The sequence below is a fragment of the Methanofastidiosum sp. genome (assembly GCA_020854815.1).
Taxonomy (GTDB): domain Archaea; phylum Methanobacteriota_B; class Thermococci; order Methanofastidiosales; family Methanofastidiosaceae; genus Methanofastidiosum.
In genome coordinates this window covers 1-18,877 of sequence record JAHKLW010000069.1, presented here as the reverse complement: position 1 = coordinate 18,877, position 18,877 = coordinate 1, and the positions used below count along the sequence as shown (strand labels likewise).

General features: G+C 36.1%; 33 protein-coding genes. 4 read left to right on the top strand and 29 right to left on the bottom strand.

What is annotated here, in order from left to right:
* Nucleotides 1-2: 2 nt before the first annotated feature.
* From KO464_08775 to KO464_08640, 28 genes are all read right to left on the bottom strand, one after another.
* Nucleotides 3-557, bottom strand: coding sequence for a DUF106 domain-containing protein (locus tag KO464_08775; protein ID MCC7573469.1), 555 nt, complete (start codon nt 555-557; stop codon nt 3-5).
* A gap of 9 nt (nt 558-566) precedes the next feature.
* Nucleotides 567-1,940 carry a preprotein translocase subunit SecY gene (secY, locus tag KO464_08770; GenBank protein MCC7573468.1) on the bottom strand — a complete coding sequence of 458 codons (1,374 nt, stop codon included), beginning with the start codon at nt 1,938-1,940 and terminating at the stop codon, nt 567-569.
* The gene (locus tag KO464_08765; protein ID MCC7573467.1) at nt 1,940-2,395 is read right to left on the bottom strand and encodes a 50S ribosomal protein L15; all 456 of its coding nucleotides are present in this window, start codon (nt 2,393-2,395) and stop codon (nt 1,940-1,942) included. The genes secY and KO464_08765 overlap by 1 nt, the downstream gene beginning before the upstream one ends.
* Nucleotides 2,396-2,405: 10 nt before the next feature.
* Entirely contained in the window at nt 2,406-2,867 is a 462-nt protein-coding gene (rpmD, locus tag KO464_08760) for a 50S ribosomal protein L30 (protein MCC7573466.1), read from the bottom strand.
* Between the two features lie 8 nt (nt 2,868-2,875).
* Entirely contained in the window at nt 2,876-3,532 is a 657-nt protein-coding gene (locus KO464_08755; GenBank protein ID MCC7573465.1) for a 30S ribosomal protein S5, read from the bottom strand.
* 295 nt (nt 3,533-3,827) lie between these two features.
* On the bottom strand, nt 3,828-4,400 hold the full coding sequence (locus tag KO464_08750) for a 50S ribosomal protein L18 (protein MCC7573464.1): 573 nt from the start codon (nt 4,398-4,400) through the stop codon (nt 3,828-3,830).
* A gap of 4 nt (nt 4,401-4,404) precedes the next feature.
* Nucleotides 4,405-4,866, bottom strand: coding sequence for a 50S ribosomal protein L19e (locus KO464_08745; protein ID MCC7573463.1), 462 nt, complete (start codon nt 4,864-4,866; stop codon nt 4,405-4,407).
* A gap of 4 nt (nt 4,867-4,870) precedes the next feature.
* Complete coding sequence (locus tag KO464_08740) at nt 4,871-5,398, bottom strand: 50S ribosomal protein L32e (GenBank protein MCC7573462.1); 528 nt, start codon at nt 5,396-5,398, stop codon at nt 4,871-4,873.
* 10 nt (nt 5,399-5,408) lie between these two features.
* Nucleotides 5,409-5,957 (bottom strand): 50S ribosomal protein L6, encoded by a 549-nt coding sequence (locus KO464_08735; protein MCC7573461.1) that lies wholly within the window; start codon nt 5,955-5,957, stop codon nt 5,409-5,411.
* A 9-nt stretch (nt 5,958-5,966) separates the two neighbouring features.
* Nucleotides 5,967-6,353: a 30S ribosomal protein S8 gene (locus tag KO464_08730; GenBank protein MCC7573460.1), complete on the bottom strand. Its 387-nt coding sequence runs from the start codon at nt 6,351-6,353 to the stop codon at nt 5,967-5,969.
* Nucleotides 6,354-6,363: 10 nt separating this feature from the next.
* The gene (locus KO464_08725; GenBank protein ID MCC7573459.1) at nt 6,364-6,507 is read right to left on the bottom strand and encodes a 30S ribosomal protein S14; all 144 of its coding nucleotides are present in this window, start codon (nt 6,505-6,507) and stop codon (nt 6,364-6,366) included.
* The gene (locus KO464_08720; protein MCC7573458.1) at nt 6,504-7,034 is read right to left on the bottom strand and encodes a 50S ribosomal protein L5; all 531 of its coding nucleotides are present in this window, start codon (nt 7,032-7,034) and stop codon (nt 6,504-6,506) included. Before KO464_08720 ends, KO464_08725 begins: the two co-directional genes overlap by 4 nt.
* A gap of 11 nt (nt 7,035-7,045) precedes the next feature.
* Nucleotides 7,046-7,759, bottom strand: a complete 714-nt coding sequence (locus KO464_08715; GenBank protein MCC7573457.1) for a 30S ribosomal protein S4e — start codon at nt 7,757-7,759, stop codon at nt 7,046-7,048.
* Nucleotides 7,760-7,768: 9 nt separating this feature from the next.
* A complete protein-coding gene (gene rplX / locus KO464_08710; protein MCC7573456.1) occupies nt 7,769-8,137 on the bottom strand; it encodes a 50S ribosomal protein L24 in 369 nt (122 codons plus the stop codon).
* A 12-nt stretch (nt 8,138-8,149) separates the two neighbouring features.
* Nucleotides 8,150-8,575: a 50S ribosomal protein L14 gene (locus KO464_08705; GenBank protein ID MCC7573455.1), complete on the bottom strand. Its 426-nt coding sequence runs from the start codon at nt 8,573-8,575 to the stop codon at nt 8,150-8,152.
* Nucleotides 8,572-8,883, bottom strand: a complete 312-nt coding sequence (locus KO464_08700) for a 30S ribosomal protein S17 (protein ID MCC7573454.1) — start codon at nt 8,881-8,883, stop codon at nt 8,572-8,574. The genes KO464_08705 and KO464_08700 overlap by 4 nt, the downstream gene beginning before the upstream one ends.
* A gap of 4 nt (nt 8,884-8,887) precedes the next feature.
* The gene (locus KO464_08695) at nt 8,888-9,121 is read right to left on the bottom strand and encodes a ribonuclease P protein subunit (protein MCC7573453.1); all 234 of its coding nucleotides are present in this window, start codon (nt 9,119-9,121) and stop codon (nt 8,888-8,890) included.
* The gene (yciH, locus tag KO464_08690; GenBank protein MCC7573452.1) at nt 9,118-9,426 is read right to left on the bottom strand and encodes a stress response translation initiation inhibitor YciH; all 309 of its coding nucleotides are present in this window, start codon (nt 9,424-9,426) and stop codon (nt 9,118-9,120) included. The genes KO464_08695 and yciH overlap by 4 nt, the downstream gene beginning before the upstream one ends.
* Nucleotides 9,419-9,628, bottom strand: a complete 210-nt coding sequence (gene rpmC, locus KO464_08685; GenBank protein ID MCC7573451.1) for a 50S ribosomal protein L29 — start codon at nt 9,626-9,628, stop codon at nt 9,419-9,421. Before rpmC ends, yciH begins: the two co-directional genes overlap by 8 nt.
* Nucleotides 9,629-9,641: 13 nt before the next feature.
* On the bottom strand, nt 9,642-10,235 hold the full coding sequence (locus KO464_08680; GenBank protein ID MCC7573450.1) for a 30S ribosomal protein S3: 594 nt from the start codon (nt 10,233-10,235) through the stop codon (nt 9,642-9,644).
* On the bottom strand, nt 10,235-10,687 hold the full coding sequence (locus KO464_08675; GenBank protein MCC7573449.1) for a 50S ribosomal protein L22: 453 nt from the start codon (nt 10,685-10,687) through the stop codon (nt 10,235-10,237). Before KO464_08675 ends, KO464_08680 begins: the two co-directional genes overlap by 1 nt.
* Before the next feature lie 4 nt (nt 10,688-10,691).
* A complete protein-coding gene (locus KO464_08670; protein MCC7573448.1) occupies nt 10,692-11,099 on the bottom strand; it encodes a 30S ribosomal protein S19 in 408 nt (135 codons plus the stop codon).
* A 2-nt stretch (nt 11,100-11,101) separates the two neighbouring features.
* Nucleotides 11,102-11,827: a 50S ribosomal protein L2 gene (locus KO464_08665; protein ID MCC7573447.1), complete on the bottom strand. Its 726-nt coding sequence runs from the start codon at nt 11,825-11,827 to the stop codon at nt 11,102-11,104.
* A 10-nt stretch (nt 11,828-11,837) separates the two neighbouring features.
* The gene (locus tag KO464_08660; protein ID MCC7573446.1) at nt 11,838-12,101 is read right to left on the bottom strand and encodes a 50S ribosomal protein L23; all 264 of its coding nucleotides are present in this window, start codon (nt 12,099-12,101) and stop codon (nt 11,838-11,840) included.
* The gene (gene rpl4p, locus KO464_08655) at nt 12,098-12,868 is read right to left on the bottom strand and encodes a 50S ribosomal protein L4 (protein ID MCC7573445.1); all 771 of its coding nucleotides are present in this window, start codon (nt 12,866-12,868) and stop codon (nt 12,098-12,100) included. The genes KO464_08660 and rpl4p overlap by 4 nt, the downstream gene beginning before the upstream one ends.
* Before the next feature lie 3 nt (nt 12,869-12,871).
* Entirely contained in the window at nt 12,872-13,879 is a 1,008-nt protein-coding gene (locus KO464_08650) for a 50S ribosomal protein L3 (GenBank protein MCC7573444.1), read from the bottom strand.
* Nucleotides 13,880-14,120: 241 nt separating this feature from the next.
* Nucleotides 14,121-14,336 (bottom strand): hypothetical protein, encoded by a 216-nt coding sequence (locus KO464_08645; GenBank protein MCC7573443.1) that lies wholly within the window; start codon nt 14,334-14,336, stop codon nt 14,121-14,123.
* A gap of 80 nt (nt 14,337-14,416) precedes the next feature.
* Nucleotides 14,417-16,000 (bottom strand): hypothetical protein, encoded by a 1,584-nt coding sequence (locus tag KO464_08640; GenBank protein MCC7573442.1) that lies wholly within the window; start codon nt 15,998-16,000, stop codon nt 14,417-14,419.
* Nucleotides 16,001-16,106: 106 nt separating this feature from the next.
* On the opposite strand from KO464_08640, the gene KO464_08635 reads away from it, so the two are divergent.
* The 4 genes from KO464_08635 to trxA all read left to right on the top strand — a co-directional run bounded on the left by KO464_08635 (nt 16,107) and on the right by trxA (nt 17,942).
* Nucleotides 16,107-16,379: a lipoate--protein ligase family protein gene (locus tag KO464_08635; protein MCC7573441.1), complete on the top strand. Its 273-nt coding sequence runs from the start codon at nt 16,107-16,109 to the stop codon at nt 16,377-16,379.
* Nucleotides 16,369-17,187, top strand: a complete 819-nt coding sequence (locus KO464_08630) for a radical SAM protein (GenBank protein ID MCC7573440.1) — start codon at nt 16,369-16,371, stop codon at nt 17,185-17,187. Before KO464_08635 ends, KO464_08630 begins: the two co-directional genes overlap by 11 nt.
* A 7-nt stretch (nt 17,188-17,194) precedes the next feature.
* Nucleotides 17,195-17,545, top strand: coding sequence for a hypothetical protein (locus tag KO464_08625; GenBank protein ID MCC7573439.1), 351 nt, complete (start codon nt 17,195-17,197; stop codon nt 17,543-17,545).
* Nucleotides 17,546-17,618: 73 nt separating this feature from the next.
* Nucleotides 17,619-17,942 (top strand): thioredoxin, encoded by a 324-nt coding sequence (trxA, locus tag KO464_08620; GenBank protein ID MCC7573438.1) that lies wholly within the window; start codon nt 17,619-17,621, stop codon nt 17,940-17,942.
* A gap of 48 nt (nt 17,943-17,990) precedes the next feature.
* On the opposite strand, the gene KO464_08615 is transcribed toward trxA, so the two are convergent.
* Nucleotides 17,991-18,877 (bottom strand): tandem-95 repeat protein (locus KO464_08615; protein ID MCC7573437.1); only part of this gene is annotated, 887 nt, incomplete at its 5' end.

The following is an 18,877-nucleotide window of genomic DNA, read 5'->3' as shown; positions in this document are numbered from 1 at the left end:
CTCTAAGCCATTCCCATTATTTTTCTAATTATATTCGATACTACTGAACTTGAAAATATGTACCATCCAAGCCAGCCTAGCCAATCACCAGTCTGGAATCCTGGAGGACTTCCTCTATGGAACATTTGTACAAGAAGTGTGTCAAAAGGTAATTTAATGACTACTGGATCAACAATATCGGCAGCAGGTGATTGTCGGAGCCATGAAAAGAATATAAATATCGGTATCATGGTTACATACAATGGTTTAAATGACATTTGCATTAGTTTCCTTTGCATTTCATCAATTCTACCTTTCTTTTTTTGGAGCTTTTTTATTCTATTCTTATCATTTGATTTCTGAGCATTAAGCATCTCTTTCTGAAAAGCGGTAGTCTCTTCTCTCATTGATTTGAGTTCCTTTTGGTCAACAAGAAGGTACTGAACTAATGTAAGGGTTGTTCCTATCACTATGGATACTCCTAAAATGGCATACATTGACCCATAGGCAAATAGCCATCCAAATGCTATGTCTAGCACATTATACAGGGGATTTAATATAGCATCATATATACTCATTATTTTCACCTATCCTAAAAATTGCCTTAATCCAGGCATCATTTCACCCATTTGCTCCTTTGCAAGTTCCTCGTACATTCTGTAAACAATACCAACGGTTAATAATATTCCTGTACCAGTACCAAGAGCTCCAGTAAAATCGGCAAACGCTGCAAGAAGTCCAACAAATATTCCCCCCATTACTGTAATCGGAGGGATATATCTATCGAGGACTTTTTCTAATATTCTAATATCTCTTCTGAATCCGGGTATTTGCATTCCTGAGCCCTGAAGTTTTTTAGCAACTTCCTTTGGCCCCATCCCTGTCAAATCAATCCAAAGTACAGCAAACATAGCGCAAAGTGCGATAAAGACGGCCAAATATATGATTGCCCTTAAAGGCTCATTAAGTAAAACTTCAATGCTGTGGGGGGGAGTAAGATAATAAATTAATCCACTCTTTGGACCCCCAAACTCATTAAATGTTCCCAACAAATTGATTCCTCTGCTAGTTAGTATTCTTGCAAATAACTGAACATTTGCAAATAATGCTGCGGTAAGAATAACTGGTATATTTGAAGCGTAAAGGAATTTTATTGGGTATCTTCCTCTTGCTCCTCGGAACTTACCATATGATAAAGGTATTTCCAATCTCATGCCTTCAGCATAGACTACTATAGCAAATACAACTAAGGTAAAAAATACTTGTGTCATATCGGGGAGCAATCCCCCTCTAACCCAAACAGGTTGCCCGTCTATAAATGATTTAATAAATGCAGGCACGGCGCCAATAAATTCATCAGGATTTATTGGTGACTTGGCAAAACTGAATGCTTCCCATAATATTCTTTGAGAAACATTTGCTGCAATAAAAAGTGATATTCCTGACCCAAAACCCCATTTTGTTACAACTTCATCCATCATTAATACCAAAAGTCCACCTATAGCAAGCTGTAATACCATGAAACCAATCAAAAATGAGCTATCAGGCCTACCAAATGCTCCACCTAATATCCATATTGCAGCTTCAAAGAAACATAAGAAAATCGCCAGGATTTTTTGAGTACCTTGAAAAGCTGCTTTCCCTTTAGAGGAGGAAAGATCGAATTTAAGAATATCGGACCCTGCAAGTAATTGCATTATAATACCTGCAGTAACAACTGGACCTATGCCCAAAGTTAAAATAGAACCATTTTCTCCAGCCATGATGGCCCTAAGGCCTGAGAAATAATCAATCTGGTCACCAGTAATGCCATAGACCGGTATTTCAGCAAGTATGAAGTAGATTAATAACATCAGTCCACTCCAGATGAGCCTATTCTTTAGATTAATACGTTTTTTAGGTAATGTAACCTCAGGTAAAAATCTAAATAGACTTTGCCGAAATCCTTCAATAGCACTCATTAATTGTCACCTGCAACTACAGCTTCTCCCCCAGCTAATAAAATTTTCTCCTCTGCCTTTTTAGAGAATTCTTCTGCTGTTATAATATAGGCTCCTGTTATTTGTCCTTTTCCGCATACTTTCTTAACGCCTAGTTTAGAAACATCAATATATAATTTTCCTTCTTTCTTTTCGGCAATATTCCTATCAATTAAATTTTGAATCTTGTCTTCGATATATCCAACATTTATGAATGAAGGATCTTTTCGTAAATAGGAGTCTCTAGAAAATCCATATGATCCAACGTGGCCAGGCATTGTAATTATTGTTCTTGTCCATTTTGTTTTCTTTTTCTTACCGCTTCCGGCAAGACCTCGCCCACCTCTATGGCCGGCCCCTCTTCTTTTCTTGGAGCAGCCACCGCCACATGTTCTGGACCCTCTCATTTTTGTAATCTTCTTTTTTACTCTGATCATCTTAATACACCTAAATCATTTTTTGGATAAGACCGTTGATTTCAACATCTCTTGCGCCGAGAGTTCCACCAAGTGTATATGGTTTCTTTGTTGCTTCGTATCCCTTGTGTGGTGGGTGAAGCCTAAAGACCTTTTTCAAGTTAAGGTCAGAAAGTTCATTTTTAAACTCTAAGAAATCTTTACAGAAAGATTCTAAATCTTTTCCAGTCTTTTCCTTAACATACACTTCAGTTATTCGAACGTCTCCCTCTAATCTCCCCCATTTAATTATGAGTTTGGAAAGAGTATCGGCATCAATCGGCCCATATGTAACATAATCTTTAACTTTTTGTAACATTCCTGCAAAAGACTCTCTATCGTCTATTATAACGCAGTGATTTGTCTTAGTTAAATTAAGCATTTTTAGAGTATCTTTCACGTCTTTTTTTACGTCCACCCTGCCTCTTACTCTTACAACGGCTAATCTATTCATAATCTCACCTAATTAGTATTTCCTGTAACAATACCTATAACCTTGATATCTCTCTCTTGTGCACTCATTGTGTTTGTTTGGTATAGGGCATGCATTACTGCATTTGCAAAGTTAACTGTTGTCTGCGTTTGACCATCTGTTTTTGACCATGCGTCTTTTATTCCTGCAAGAGATAATATTTTCTTACCGACGCCCCCTACTGTAAGGCCCAAACCGTTTGGAGCAGGTATTAAAGTCACAGTAACGCTACTTGCCTTACCTGTTACTCTAAATGGAACTGTATGAGCTGTACCACATTTACATTCCCAACTTCCACAACCTCTTTTTACTTGAATAACATTGAGTTTTGCATTATTAATCGCTTTTCTGATAGCAGGTCCAACTTCCTTTGCTTTGGCCTTCCCAATTCCAACGTAACCGTTTCTGTTACCTATAACAACCATAACTGAAAATCTGACTTTTCTTCCAGAGTCGGTCATTCTCTGAACCATATTGATATTTAATACTTCCTGATTATTCTGATCAGTAACTTCCGGTAGCAATACATCTACTATCTCAGGCTCCATTATTCTAAGGCCCTTATTTAATATTTGTGAAATATCAGTGATCTCTCCGTTTGCAACCATCCTACCAAGTTTTGTCTTGGGAACCCATCTATTTCCCATAGATTTTCTTTCTTCTTCAAGTCTTTTTTTCTCGGCAATAGATAGTTTCTTTATGACTTCTTCTTCAGAGGTTGTATCTTTAATAACTACATCTTCAGCAATTTCTTCTTCCAATGTTTCTTCGTCAGGGATGTCTTCAACTACTTCATTTGGTTCTTCCCCAGGAATATCTTCAACTACTTCATTTGGTTCTTCAACTATATCTTCTGCCTCAAGAGTCTCTAATGGCTCTTCCTTAACTTCTTCAACGGGTTCTTCGATGATTTCTTTTTTCTTTCTTGGCATTAAATACACCTCATAGTTTATCTATTTTTGATTTAATCTCTTCAAACATCCCTGGTATTTTTGAAGGATCAGTCTTATTTTTTAAATAATTTGAAAATATCTTCTCTTTTAAAGATCCGTCGAGACCTTCGTAATATGAGGAAATGTTTTCTCCTTTGAATCTGTCTTCAGGAGGGAATATACTTTCATCTGCATTAACATTGCATCCTGCATCAATGAATCCTTTCAATGCTGCATAGATTCTCCCACCTTTTATGGATCTTTGAAGCCCAATGTCCATTATGAATTCATCTCCAATTTTTTTAGCTCTTTTTCCACAAAGGTAACCTGTAAGATATGCCGCTGGTGTGTTGCCACAATGGAAGTTCCACCCCATATCTCTCAATTCCTTCGAAAAGGCTGTTGTAAGAGTCTTATCTCCTTCATATGTAGAACTTACAATTTGAATTAGTATGTTATTTAGTGATTTTCTTATAACGACCCTATTCTTTCCAGATTTTACTAACGCTAGTCTTCTACTATAGTTAGTCTTACCATCTCTTCTTCTCTTAAAAGGCACTCTTGATCTCGGTCCTGTTGACATTGCTTCACCTCTTCCTCTTCTCTGACATAAGGCCGTGTTCTTTAATGTAATTACTCATATAAGAAACACTTCTGAAAGCTCCACCTTTAGCCATCCTATAAAGTTTTCTATAAGAAACTTTATCAATATTCTTGGATTCTCTTAGGTCAACTAAAGTTCTTCTTAATGGTCTTATTGTGTTAATCCACTTTCTCTTTTTAGGATATCTTGCAGTGGCTTTTCCTTTTCTAGATCCAAATCCACTCATTCTTCCTTTCTTTCTTTTGATGTGTCTCTCTCTTGCTCTGTGTCTTGATATGCCCACTTCTGGTTTCTTTTTAATCTTGCCACTGTCAATCAATTTTCGGACGTCTTCTCTTGTGATTGCCATAGAAATTTCTGATGTATTGTTACCGTCAATCCAGACTCTGCCTTCACCACATTTTAATAACTGTGCTGCAAGTCTTTTCTGAACTCTTAGATCCATATGATCACTCCTCCACCATTATGCCAGCATCTTCTGCTTTCTTCATTATATCTGACCTTATCTCAGTATCAAGTCTAAGTGGAACTATCAATCTCTGGATATGATCTTTAATTGGTTCAATAGAATCGAATTCTTCAACTGATGTAACTTTCACATGTGTCAAGGATGGATTTGCTATTTTAAGATTAGATTTAACTGCTTTTTTGACTATTTCAATCTTCTTTTTATTTCCAACTGTAGCATTAATCCTAATTATAACATTTTCAAGCCCATCTATTTGCCCTGGATTGGAAACTATTACCTCTCTCAAACCAGATGCATGTGCGCCTCTGACTTCTTTTGGGCCCCTGTATCCAACTGAAACTAGAGGCTGCTTTCCACTTCTCTTCATTCTCATCTTGTTATCTTTACCCCTAGGCTTTCTCCATTTAGGATCGTTCTTAAAGGATTTCTTTTTCCATGTTTCGGTTCTTAGGAATTTTGGCCTCTTGCTATTAAGCTTTTTTCTCACTCTTAATAATCGTGAATTCATTTTTTCTCACCTATATGGGGATTCCATCCCTTTCAAATAAATAAATACCATCCTGGAATACTCTTGGGTCTCTCTTTCTAACCCTAGTAGCAAGCTCTATATTTGCTGCAGTTTGACCAACTTCTTCTAAGTTAATTCCATTTATAGTAACAAATTCGCCTGAAACTTTTACGGCTACATTACCAAAAATATTTGCTTTTCTTGGGCTCTTTTCACCGAGGAAATTTGAAATTACAAGTTGCTTGCCATCTAATTTAACATTCATTGGAAAGTGCGCGTATATAACTTTCATTTTATACTCGAATCCTTCTGAAACACCTTTAATCATATTTTTTAGGTGTGAACTGATGGTACCTATCATAGCTTTTTCTTTTTTGTATGCGTGAGGCATTGATACTCTAACCATCTTATCGTCTTCGATCTTTTCCATCTTAAGGTTCTTTAAGTGAAAATCTCTCTCCAACTTACCTTTTGGCCCCTCTACGCTAACTCTTGCCCCTTCAATTGTAACTTTTACAGATTCTGGGATATCGATAAACCATTCAACGTGTTGCACCATAAACATCACCTAATAAACATAAGCTAAAAGAATGCCTCCAATATTTTGTTCTCTGGCTTTTTTGTGAGACATTACCCCATTTGGAGTTGACATTATTAATATTCCAAACTCCTTCGCTGGGAGGTATCTCATTTCCCACTCTTCAAGTTCATTGTTCTTTGCGGGTGTTCTTGGCTTTATAACCCCACACTTGTTTATAGCCCCCATTAATTCTACTTTAAAAAGGCCGTTTTTACCATCATCTATAAATTCAAATGCTCCTATGTATTCCCATTTCTGCATAATTCTCAAGATATTACCCATAAGTTTTGATGCCGGGATAACACAATCGGGCTTTCTCGCATTTTCATAATTATAAATATTTGAAAGTGCATCGGCCAAAGGATCTATTCTCATCTTTAATCACCTAATGATATTTTTTGAAGCCAATTTTTCTGGCAACTTCTCTAAAGCAGCGCCTGCAAACCATGAGATTATATCTACGAATGACTGCACGGTGGGTACCACAGCGCCTGCATGTTCTTGAGCCTACTCCAAACTTTTTATTCATATAATGTTCACCCCAAACTCCTGTTTAGCGAACAGTATCCCTTCTTCTTTAGTCAACTGATGCTTTCTGGGTATGTGGCTCTTTTTAATTCTTCTCTCTTTAACTTTAAATCCTCTCTTTTGAAGATTAACACAAACGTCCATTCCAAATATTCCGACTTCTGGGTCGTATTGAACATCAGGAAGATCTATGTGTTCTTTTACACCAAAAGAGAAATTACCGTGATTGTCAAAACTTCTTTCCTTTAAATTAAACTCCACTGCCTCAAAAGTTCTCATAAGGAATTTCATAGCTGTTTCCTTTCTAAGAGTAACCGAAACAGCAATAGGTTCGTCTTTTCTAATTGCAAAATCTTTATTGGTTTGCCTTGCATTATTTTTTATAGGCGCCTGCCCGGTGAGAAATTCAAGAAGTGCTCTAGCTTTTTCTAGTTTTTCTCCTGACTCCCCTACACCAATATTGACCGTTACTTTTGATAGATATGGCTTTCTCATAGGATTTTCCCAATTTTTTAGTATCTCTTCCATTTTTGTCAGCCTCACTCAAGTTTAATTATAGGAGAATCTTTTCCAACGACAAGCACATAATCCTTCAATGTCTGGAAGGTATCATTCCCGGATTCTAACAACACTGCGTCTTTATATATACCAAATGGAGTTATCTTTGAAATTTTACCTATTTTTGATACGTTTTTACCTTTAATGACCAGCCCTATATAACCCTCTTTAAATTCTAGTGAATCTACAATCTTCATATCTGGTACATTCATTACCAATGTTGAAGATGTTGCATAGCCTTTTTCGGATAATACGTTTGTTCCATCATGAAGGTTTAATTGAACTTTGTTTCCTTTAACCATTGTCTTGTTGATTAATTTAAAGAGCTTAGTATTTTTTTCAGACTCGTCTATCTTAAGAAGATTTACAGACCCTTTCTTATCAAATAATATCCTAAAATATTCCTTTGTTTTAGGGATTTCTAAAACGTCCATAATTCCTACGGGGAAACTTGAATCTTTAATTGGCCTTCCATTTACAAGAACATCCCCATTGTTTAGGATAAAGTTTACCTCTTTCCTGTTTGTGGCGTGCCCAAGATAATCCCTAAGTAAGATTGTAATCGGAATTGATACCTCTTTAGAATGGGGGCCTGGAATAGGTTTTACGGTCCATTCTTTAACTTTTCGCTCTATTCTCCAATTTTTTGGAGCAAATAATCTTTTTAATGATCTTCTCTGTCCTTTTCTCCCCACTTTACCACCTTATTCTCCTTTTCTCTCAATAGATTTTTCTCTCATCTCATCTTTTCTATCAATATCAATAATTTCTAAATTTGAAGGGTGTATAGGATACTCAATTTTTGTTCCATCAGCCTTCTCTACAACTGCGCCATCGACATATACCTTAATTGCTTTTAGATCTACCTTTGTTATTTCACCTTCGTGATCTTTGAAATCTCCCCTCATTACTCTCACCTTGTCACCTTTTCTTAATGGAATTGCTCTTGCATTTATCTTACTTCTAAGGCTTACGGCTATATGAGAAGACATTAAATTGTGCTTTTTGTGGAGTGGCGCATTAAAGTGCCTTTTCCTCTGTTTTGATGGTTTTCCTGAGTATTTTTTAATCATTCTTATCCCCCTCTATACTATAATACTTGAAACATTAGCAATTCTAACCCATTTTTCAACTGCTTCTTTTGCAACTGGGCCCCTAACTTCGGAGCCTTTTGGAACACCGTCTTCACCAGTGATAACGGCTGCATTATCCTCAAATTTTATTCGTGTACCGTCTATTCTTCTGTATTCCTTTCTCTGTCTTACTATAACAGCAGGCAATACCTTCTTTTTGACATCAGGCCTACCCTTTTTAACGGATACCATGACCATATCACCAACGCCCGCTTTTGGATATCTTCTAGAGGTACCTTTGTAATTTATTACTGAAACAATTTCAAGTTCTTTTGCGCCTGTATTATCCGCACAAACTAATCTCGTTTTAGTTGTGTGAAATCTGCCTGGTCTTACAGTTGACCTTCCACGAGTTGCTCCTGCACCCTTTGCCATCAGATCACCTCAACTACGACAAACATTTTTGTCTTGCTTAATGGTCTGCATTCCATTATTTTCACATTATCGCCTGTTTTAGCACTAATACAGTCGGGAATATGTGCTGAAACTTTTGTACTTCTCTTTTCAAATCGCTCAAATTTGTCAAGTTTTGTCATATACTCTTTTTTAACGACAACTGTTTTATTCATCTTATCGCTTACAATTTTCCCTTCCATTAATTTGCCTCTGACAGGTAAAGTTCCGTGAAATGGACATTTTTCATTATTACAACTTTTTTTAGGTTCTTTTACATCGATGCCTATCATCACATCACATCCTCTTGATTCTTTCTTCTTCCTTCCCTATGAGTAGATTACCATCAATTTTTTTACCGTTAATCATCAGGATTACATTATTTTTTATTAAGATTCTTATCCCATTTTCTGTCCTTAATTTTATAGTATTTTTTGTATCCTCAATGATCAATCCTTTAATTCCAACTTCATACCTATTTGAGCTTTGGATTACCTCGACTTGTTTTCCTAGGAGTATTGTGTGATTCATGAAACTACGATCATATCTTTACTAAAGCCAAGATCAGTTAATATTTTTTTCATCTTCTTCTTGTGATCTCCTTGAAGTTCAATTTTTCCATCTTTTGAGGTTCCACCGCATGCACATTTTGTCTTGAGAGTCGTGCACAAATCCTTGATATCGATATTTGATGAATCAATTCCTTCCACGACCGTCATAAGTTTTCCAAATCTTCTTCTTTCAGTGAAAATGCGTATTTGTTGTTCTTCCCTAGCGATTTCTTCGCAGACGCAAAGATCTTTGGGAAGTCCACAAACTGCACAAATCTCACTCATTTTGCTTCTCCTTTTCAGCCTTTATTGTTTTTAATCTTGCTATAGTTCTTCTAAGCTCCCTTATCCTTCCGGGATTTTCTGGCGCGCTGCCTGTAGCAAGTAAAGACCTTTCCTTTGATAATTCACTTTTAAGTTCATCTATATTGTTTTCAATTTCATCAACTGAAAGATCCCTTATGTCGTCTACCCTATATATTGCCATTATTATACACCTATTACTTAAACTTTATTTCATCTGGTAGTGATACGTCTTGAGGCATTATTTTGATTACAATTCCGATTATACCAAGTTTCTTCTTTGCAGGTGAATACCCAACTCTAACATGTTCAATCGCCGGATCTCCACATTTTTTCAGATAACCTTCTGCAAATCTCATTGAACGGGCTCTTTCTCCACTGAGTTTTCCTGAAATCTTAATTTCAGCGCCTTTTGCCCCAGACCTCATTATTCTTCTGAGATAATTGTAAGCTGCTCTTCTATAATGTTCCCCTCTTTCTATGGCACTTGCAAGTTGAAATGCCATTACATCTGCATTAAGATCTGGATTTTCAATTTGCTGTACTTCTATCTGAGGATTCTCGAGATTAAAGGGAGGTTTTTCAAGTTGATCTGTCAAATCTTTAATGGCCCTTCCCCTTTTTCCTATAACAATTCCGGGCTTCTGAACGAAAACTGTAACTCTAGTCCCAAGAGGATTTCTTTTTATATCCATCCCCGAATAGCCAGCTCTCTTTAATGAGTCTCCAAGGAATTCATCAATCGTTAAATTGGAAACGCTTTCTTCAATAAATTTTCTCTCTATAGCCATTATCTCTCCTCCACAATTATCTCAACATTAGTAAGCTCGTGATTATATGGTGAAGCTCTTCCAAAAGCTCTTGGCATAAATCCCGGTATTACTCTGCCTCTGTAAGCAGATGCATGAATTATTCTTAGTTTTGTGGTGTTCAATCCCTTATATTCTGCATTTGATTCGGCTTCCTTAAGAAGTTTTAGTAAGTTTTTTGATGCCTTTGCAGGGTATCTTCCAGCAAACCATTTTGAAAGTCCTTTCTTGTGACCGACTTTTTTGTAGTATCTCTTGAAAGGTATGGGAGTTTCTAGTTTTATTGTACTCTCCAGTAATTCCTTTGCCTTTTCGATCTTCATGCCTTTAATAGTATTGCATATTTCCCTACTATGTTTTGGGGATATATTAATATTCTTTCCGTAAACTTTTGCAGTTTTTGTTTCGTCAATATCAGTTCTTGAATATGGCATCAGATCACCTCAATGGAACATACTGGGAAGACTTTGTAGAACCTACTCCAGGGGCACCATGTGAAATTCTTCTTCTAGAAGGTGCAAATTCCCCTAAATAGTGGCCTACCATTTCGGGTGTTATTTCTACAGGAACAAATTCCTTACCATTATAAATTCCTATAGTAACTCCAAGCATCTCGGGGAGTATTATCATATCCCGACAGTGTGTCTTTACAGTGTATTTGTTTCCAGCTTCCATTTCTTTTTTGGATTCTCTTATATTCTTAAGTAATTTTTTCTGTCTTACAGGAAGCCCTCTCTTAAGGGACCTTCTCTGTCTTGATGGCAAGAGTTCAATCAACTTGTCCATAGACATTTTTTCCATTTGATCAACAGAATATCCCATGAAACTAAATTCTTTTTTAGCCAAGTTTAACGCCTCCTACCAGTTCTTCTAGCTGCTATGTGTCCAACTTTTCTACCGGGAGGTGCATTTCTTGAGCATGTTGTACTCTTACCTGCGTGCTTGTGGTTACCACCACCAAATGGGTGATCGTTGTGATTCATTGCGACTCCTCTAACCTTTGGATATATTGTGGCTTTACTTCTAAGTTTATGGAACTTCTTTCCTGCTTTTACCAAAGGCTTTTCTTTTCTTCCTCCGCCGGCTACTACTCCGATTGTACATCTGCAGTTTGAACTCAAAGACTTCATTACACCTGAAGGAAGCTGTATTACTGTTTTTTGGCTATCATGGGCTATCAATGTAGCATAAGTACCTGAAGATCTGACAAATTTGCCTCCGTCTCCAGGTCTTGATTCTATATTATAAATATAAGTTCCTTCTGGAACATTTCTCAAGGGAAGTGTGTTACCTATTTCAACTTCTGCCATTGTTCCTGTAGCTATGTTACTACCAAGTCTTATTCCTTCTGGCACAAGAAATAATTTTTCCTCATTATTATCGAAAAGAATAGTTGCTACTGGTGATGTTCTAGCGGGATCATTGAATAGATCTCTAACTACACCGCGGGTTACTCCATCTCTCTCTACATTATCGTAGTTTCTGTGTTTTACTTTTCCATTGTATCTGTGTGAGGGTACCCTATAGGTATTTGTTCCTCTTCCTCTTCTCTGCGAAATAATTCTTTTACCCAATCATATCACCTTAAAATACACCTATTTTTGTTGCGACTTCGTCAGCAGGGTACTCTTCTTTTAGCTTAACATATGCCTTTTTCTTTCCAGTAGGCAAAACGGTTGTGCTAACTTTTTCTACCTCAACTTCATAAAGTTCTTCAACGGCATTATATATGTCCTGTTTATTGCTACCCATGGTAACAATAAAAGTCAGTATATTGTCTCTCTCCATAGTAGCTACAGTCTTTTCTGTAATAAGCGGATGGACAATCACGTCATGTGGATTTTTCACTTGAACACCTCATTTTTAGAAAGATACTTTATTGCATCTTCAGTCCATATTGTGAGTCTTCCCGCATGAGTACCTGGGGCAAGATGTTCAGCGCTTAGCTTATCGACCATTACTATATCTACACCAGGGTGATTTCTTGCAGCCTTCATTATACCTGCGTCCTTTCCAATAACTATTAATGGGCCAATCTTATTCTTATATTTCCTTCCTCTCATCTTTCCTCTTCCAGCCCTTATTGTTTTAGTTTTTGATCTGATTATATCGTCCCAAACGCCAAGGCTCTTGAATATATCTCTTGTATCTTTTGTCTTTTTTACCGTTTGAATTTTATTTTCAACGATTATTGGGAATTCAACCTTATCTGAGAATCTATGACCTCTTGACATCACCATTTCCTTGTTGGCCGTTATTGATATGGCCGATTTTATTGCTACAGTTCTTTCTTTATTGTTTATCTTTTCACTAATAACTTTCCAAGGTTTTGGTGGATGAGCTACAAATCCTCCTACAACATGAGGTGCAAACGCAGCTCTTCTCGGACCAGATTTCATCCTAGGCACTCTAGATATCCCAAGATTCTTCCTTCTTGGATGTGCAGATGTCATTCTTCCAGCAATTGGACTTACACCCCATGGTTGAATCCTATGGGTTATTGAAGCCAAAACTGCCCTCTTAATTAAATCTGGCCTGTACTCATAAGAAAACACTGAGGGAAGATCGATTGCTTTCAGCTTCTCTCCAGTTATTGAATATACATTAGATTTCATTGTTTATGCCTCCCTTGCAGAAGCTTTGTAATGGTAAGTAATATCTGGTACTCCTCCAGTTCTTCTTACTGGTACCCTTACAGATTTTCTAAGTCTTAAGATTCTCTTTGTTGGTCCTCCTACGCTACCTTTTAGCATAGCATAGTCGGATGATAATAATCCATAATTCTTAAATCCTTCTTTTGGAGTGACATCAAGGTCTTTTGGATTTGTTATTCTGAATATTCTTTTGTTAAGTTCTGTTCTCGTGTGGAATCCCATCTGCCCTGCAAATGGTACAGTCCACATAACTTTTGGTGGGTGCCACGGACCGATTGAACCTACATGTCTTCTTGCATCGTTAGATTTCCGGGTCTGTATTTTTACTCCCCATCTTTTTACTACGCCTTGGAATCCCTTTCCTTTTGTAACTGAAATAACATCGACGAATTCTCCTTCGTCTAGAACATCTTTTACCTTTAGTTCTTTTCCAAAAACACCCTTTAGGTATTCCAACTTGGCGTTAACATCTGCTCCACCAATCCCGCTTTCCATGACCTCTGGTTTCTTTTTCAGATTAATGAGCTTTGGTTGAGTGCAAACAATAGCTCTTAAATCATCTACTTTTCCACCTTCTATAAGAGATTGGATTTTAGCAAGGTCTTTTTCAGGATTTTTTGAAACAGTTTTTGATCGTGAAAGTTCTTTCGGGCCCTCTGCCCAAGACTCTGTGACAGTTTTCAGTCCGTATGGAGTCTTCTTGTATGCCCTAACACCACAAACGTAAATTGGTGGAGTTTCTACCAAAGTTACAGGTACCACCATTTCTTTTCCTTTTGTAAGTGTATACTTTCTATCATCTATCCTTAAAATGTGGGACATCCCTACCTTATAGCCGGGAAAGTCTAAGATCTTAACATCATCCACTTCTGGCCAACTATTCAAAGTTGGCACTATCTTTAAAGCCCTCTTTCTGGGGCTGTATCCCAAGGAACCTCTACGGGGTTTTTTATTACGTCCACTACCGCCCATTTTTAAGCCTCCGGCTTTAAATAAAGAGTATTAGGCCTATAACCCAAATCTCCAAATTTTATTATTGTACAATGCTATTATTGTACAATTATATTATTGTACTATTAGTCAAGAATTGAGAAATAAAGTCGCTTTCACCTTATTCCCGTCTGTAATTCGTAACGTTTTTTTTAAGCAAGTTCTGCTGTATTGGCAGTATAATATAGGATTTATAAATGTTATGGTGTAATAATTTTTTTCATTATTTATTATCCTCGGCCAATATGATCCAGACCACATTGCTAAGACTTACAACTAGTTCCTTGCCCGAGGAACCACCTATATCTGTTACATCGCTAAGACAAAGTACCTCTTCATCGAAATCTAGTAACTTCCCTTTAAAGATGCTGCCATCTATTGATATCACTAATTTTTTTCCATTATAGTATTCTAGTTTTTTTAGTAGCAACTTTGACAATGCCTCACCGGAATTGAGATTTAAGAAAATAAGTATTTAAGTGTTTTTATTGGGAATACGTTTTTTCGTCAATCAAAATCTCAAAAGAAAATAAAGGAATAGCGATTTTGTGAATCTCTGATTACATGCCCCTTTTTATGCATCCAATCTAGTAAATCCTGCACGTCATATTCATCTTTGAATAAATCAGTTGACTTAACTTCACGGAATATTTCAATTACAGTTAGATTTGGAGTATTAATCAGAGTAGCTTGAACAACGTTATATCTCTCATTTGATTCATAATCTTTTATTAAATCTATTTCTTTTTTAATCGAGGGTTCACCTAACAACTGTTCGAAATTATCCAGTGTAGTTCTCCTTGAGTCTTTAAGGAATTTATTTGTTATTTCCGTTTTATCCTCCGCCCTTGCAAATGACTGTGCCAATCTTTTGATATTGTAACTGGTTCTATTCAGCATGGAACGAATTATCAATTCTCTTGTGTTATCTTGTTTGAATTTGTCAGCTAAAAGGATATCATAGTCTTTAAATAATAATTCTATTATGTGCCGATATTCTTTATCATAATTTTTTCCTTCAGTAGGATTATTGTGATGCGCATGGACAATCTGAATCCATAAATTCTCATCAATCATTTTAAGTAAAGGTCTAAGATACATATCATCTTCTGTCAACAACTGGTCGATGTCTGACAAAGTAATTTCAGTGTGGGTAAAATTCCTGAAAGTTTCGAGGATCATCTGCCTTCTTGTTCCCTGATTAATTTTTATTGAGGAGAAAAGAGAATACTCCCCCCTGAAATTAGTTCGTTCAACTAGCGATTGATGCAGTTTTCCATAATTATCAGAATATATCTTAGAGAGGATATTCTGCCCAACTTTAGGCCTTTCTGCAAGTTGGTACTGAATAGTATTTGAATCAAAATTTATTCCATTGATTGCTTTTTTTGGTGGATCCATGTCCCGATATTCAGGTGGGACCATTAGTTGGATGATTTTCAGTAACTCGTGGGCAAGTTTTGAATTCCATGAAAGTGACGATAGAGATATACCTCCTACTTTCCCATCGTAAGGCGCACTTAAAATGGGGGCCTGAAATGACCTTGATATTTCCCTGTCTAAAGGCAAGTTTTCTGCAAATAGGTTTTCAATTATCCTCCTCTCATATGGGACATCCAAATAAATAGAATCTGAAGGGAGCTCTTCCCACTCCTCAATTAGAATGACAGATTCACTTTTATTCAGCTTCTCATTATAGATATATGATTTCTTTGATTTTATAATACTGATAAGGCTATACATTTCTGGAATATCCTTGCCAGGAGGTATCAATCCTATACTAACTGCAATAGGAGTATTATAAAGAGCAGATAGTCCTATTGGTTTAGAATCGGTTTGAGATTCAATGGCGACGTTCCATGATGAATCCATGGACATTGGGACAACATAAAGAGATATTTCTCCTAAAGACTTTCCATCTTCAGACCTACTAAATTCCTTATACCACTCTTCTACTTTAATTATTCTTTTCTTTTCAAACTCTAAGAATTCAACATTAATATATTTTCTATCCCATGGGAACTCAGAATAGGTAGGATATTTCTTCCACAGATAATAATCATTAAGTCTTAAAGAATCATGATATGCCATTTTATCCTTCAATTGAATATTGAGAGACTTATATATAAAAGTAACACAGTTTCTTTTTATTGATTGACTACAATATTTATTTAAGTTAGTAATTCCTTTTGAAATTGGTAGAAGAATAATGAATATTTTTGAGCATAAGAGGCAGGGCGGAAAAATAATTGGCGTTTCTTTTAACTATAAAAACGATATTTTTTCAGATGTTAGGATATATGGGGACTTCTTTGTCTTTCCAGAAGAGGAGATAGATAATTTAGAAAAATCGATTAATCAAAAAAGTCTCTCTGAATTATTACAACTGATTGAAGATTTTTTTTCTTCCGGTATTAGAGTATATGGAATTACTGCTGGAGATCTAAAGGAAGTATTTGAGAGGGCAATAAATGAAAAGTAAAAACATATGCTATCTTTCTAAAGACTCATTCCCAAGTATTTCAATTACAGGAGAGACATGCTACTTTTCATGTATGCATTGTAATCGTAAATATTTGAAGTTCATGATGCATGTTACTCAAGAAGATCTATATCAGAAAGCTATTGAACTAAATAATAAAGGGACAAAAGGTATCCTTGTTAGCGGAGGACTTGACGAAAGCGGAAAGCTTCCAATTGACTATTCAATCCTTAAGAAAATAAAAAAGGATACTGATCTTATAATTAATCTACATTCTGGATTTCTGACAAGATATGATGCAAAAGAAATAAAGAAAAGCGGAATTGATGCTGTATCCATTGATTTTGTTGGAAGTAACGATACAATAGAAAAAATACTTAAGATGCCTTTCAAGGTTTCTGATTATGAAAACACTCTAAGATTCTTAATAGAAGAAGGCGTTAATGTTACCCCTCACATATGTGTTGGCCTTGACTATGGAAAGGTCGTGGGCGAATATAATGCAGTTGGGATATTGAAAGAATATCCAATAAAAAATCTAACTTTATTAGTACTCATTAAAAATGAACTTGAGAAAATATACAGTGTTGATTATGACACTCAATCAATAAAAGATTTCTTTTTTTATGCAAGAAATTCTTTTCCAGATGCAAAATTATCCTTAGGGTGCATGCGCCCTAGAATAAGAGAGCTGGATGAAACTGCCCTTCTCTTTGACACAATTGTAAATCCAACAAAAAACATGATTAAACTTATAAGAAATGAGTCTAATATAGTCGTAAAAGAAATATGTTGTTCTGTATGTTAGTGGTACTATGGGAGAATTACCAACAATAAAAAGTAGTACAGAAATAAAAAAAATTCTAAGATGTGCCTTTGATCTAACAGACCTTGAAGTTAGTATAACACTGATGCTTCCGCCTGAAGGAATGAGAGTTAAGGAAATCCAAAATATTCTAAAAAAAGATAGAACGACTATCCAAAAATCTTTGAAGATTTTAGTAGATAAAGAGTTAATTTTTAGAGAATCTAAATGCTGTGTTCAAGGAAAAAGAGGGCGGTATTTTGTGTATAAATCTTTAGAACGCGATGAGATCAGAAAAAAAGTTCTCATGAGTATTGATAAATGGTATGAGGGTCTTCAGAACTCTGTTAAGTCTCTTTGATTATTATATGAAAAAAAATATCACACCAAAGATTTTTAAGTAATTAGCCTCCTTTTAGATTTAGGTGAATTAAATGGGAATTAATACAATCGAGCTAACAGATGCAAATTTTGATCAGGAAGTACTAAATTCTAGTAAGCCTGTAGTTGTTGATTTTTGGGCAAGTTGGTGTGGGCCATGCCAAATGATTGCCCCTGTTATCGAAGAAGTTGCAGGAGAACATCCAGAGTGGAAAATTGGTAAGTTAGATGTTGACAAAAGTATGTCAGTAGCCCAAAGATATGGTATAAGGAGCATTCCAACAATTGCCATATTTAGAGAGGGTAAAGTATTTGACACAATAATTGGTTTCGTGCCAAAAGAAGAGCTCGTAAGAAGAATAGAGAGAAACATTTAATTTTATTTACTACTTTCTATTATATTATTTTTTAAATAAAAAAAGAGATTATTTGATTATTATTTTTATAATGGCTTTATCTTTACCGCCCTTTCTAGTAGAAGAGATAGCCGTAATAAAATATTCCCCTTTAGGAACTCCGGGGGAAACATTTATTGTAAGTATAAAATCTCCAGTGTTATGCGCTCTGATTTTTTGAGATTGTCCATCTATTTCGATTGATACTCCTTGTGGCAAGTTTTCAAATCTTATGTTTACATCAATTTGAGTAAGAAATCCAGGATTATAGACTTGTGCTCGTATTGTGTTCTTTCCTTCAGATAGTTCTATTACATAGACTTCAATTCCGTCTACAACAATAGTTTCTGCAATATCGCTAGCTTCGCCTATTATATCATCAATCGATATAGATTCTGTATGGATAACCAATCTAACTAATTCAATATTAGAGAATAATATATTCTCAGGGAGAGTAACGCCTCTTTTGATTATTGGGGGCAAATTCTCTACTGTTATTGTGACTGTTGCTATGTTTGAATCTAAAAGGCCGTCATTCACCTTGTATGCAAAGCTGTCGGGGCCTTGGAAATCAGAATTTGGAGTATATGTAAATGAACCATTGGCATTTAGTATGAGTGTACCGTAATCGACATCATCTACAAGTATGGCAGACAATATGTCTCCTTCAACATCGAAATCATTTCCGAGAATCCCTGGTGCCACTACTACAAGCGGGGTATTATCATATGTTGAGTATGCATCATTGCTTGCTGTTGGGGCATCGTTTTCAGCATTGACTGTGATAGATACTGTTGAGACATTTGAATCTACAGCACCATCGTTAACCTTGAAGGTAAATGAGTCGCCACCAAAGTAGTTGGATGTTGGATTATAAGTAAAGTTGCCCGAAGATGTGTTCAGGTCAGTAACTCCTC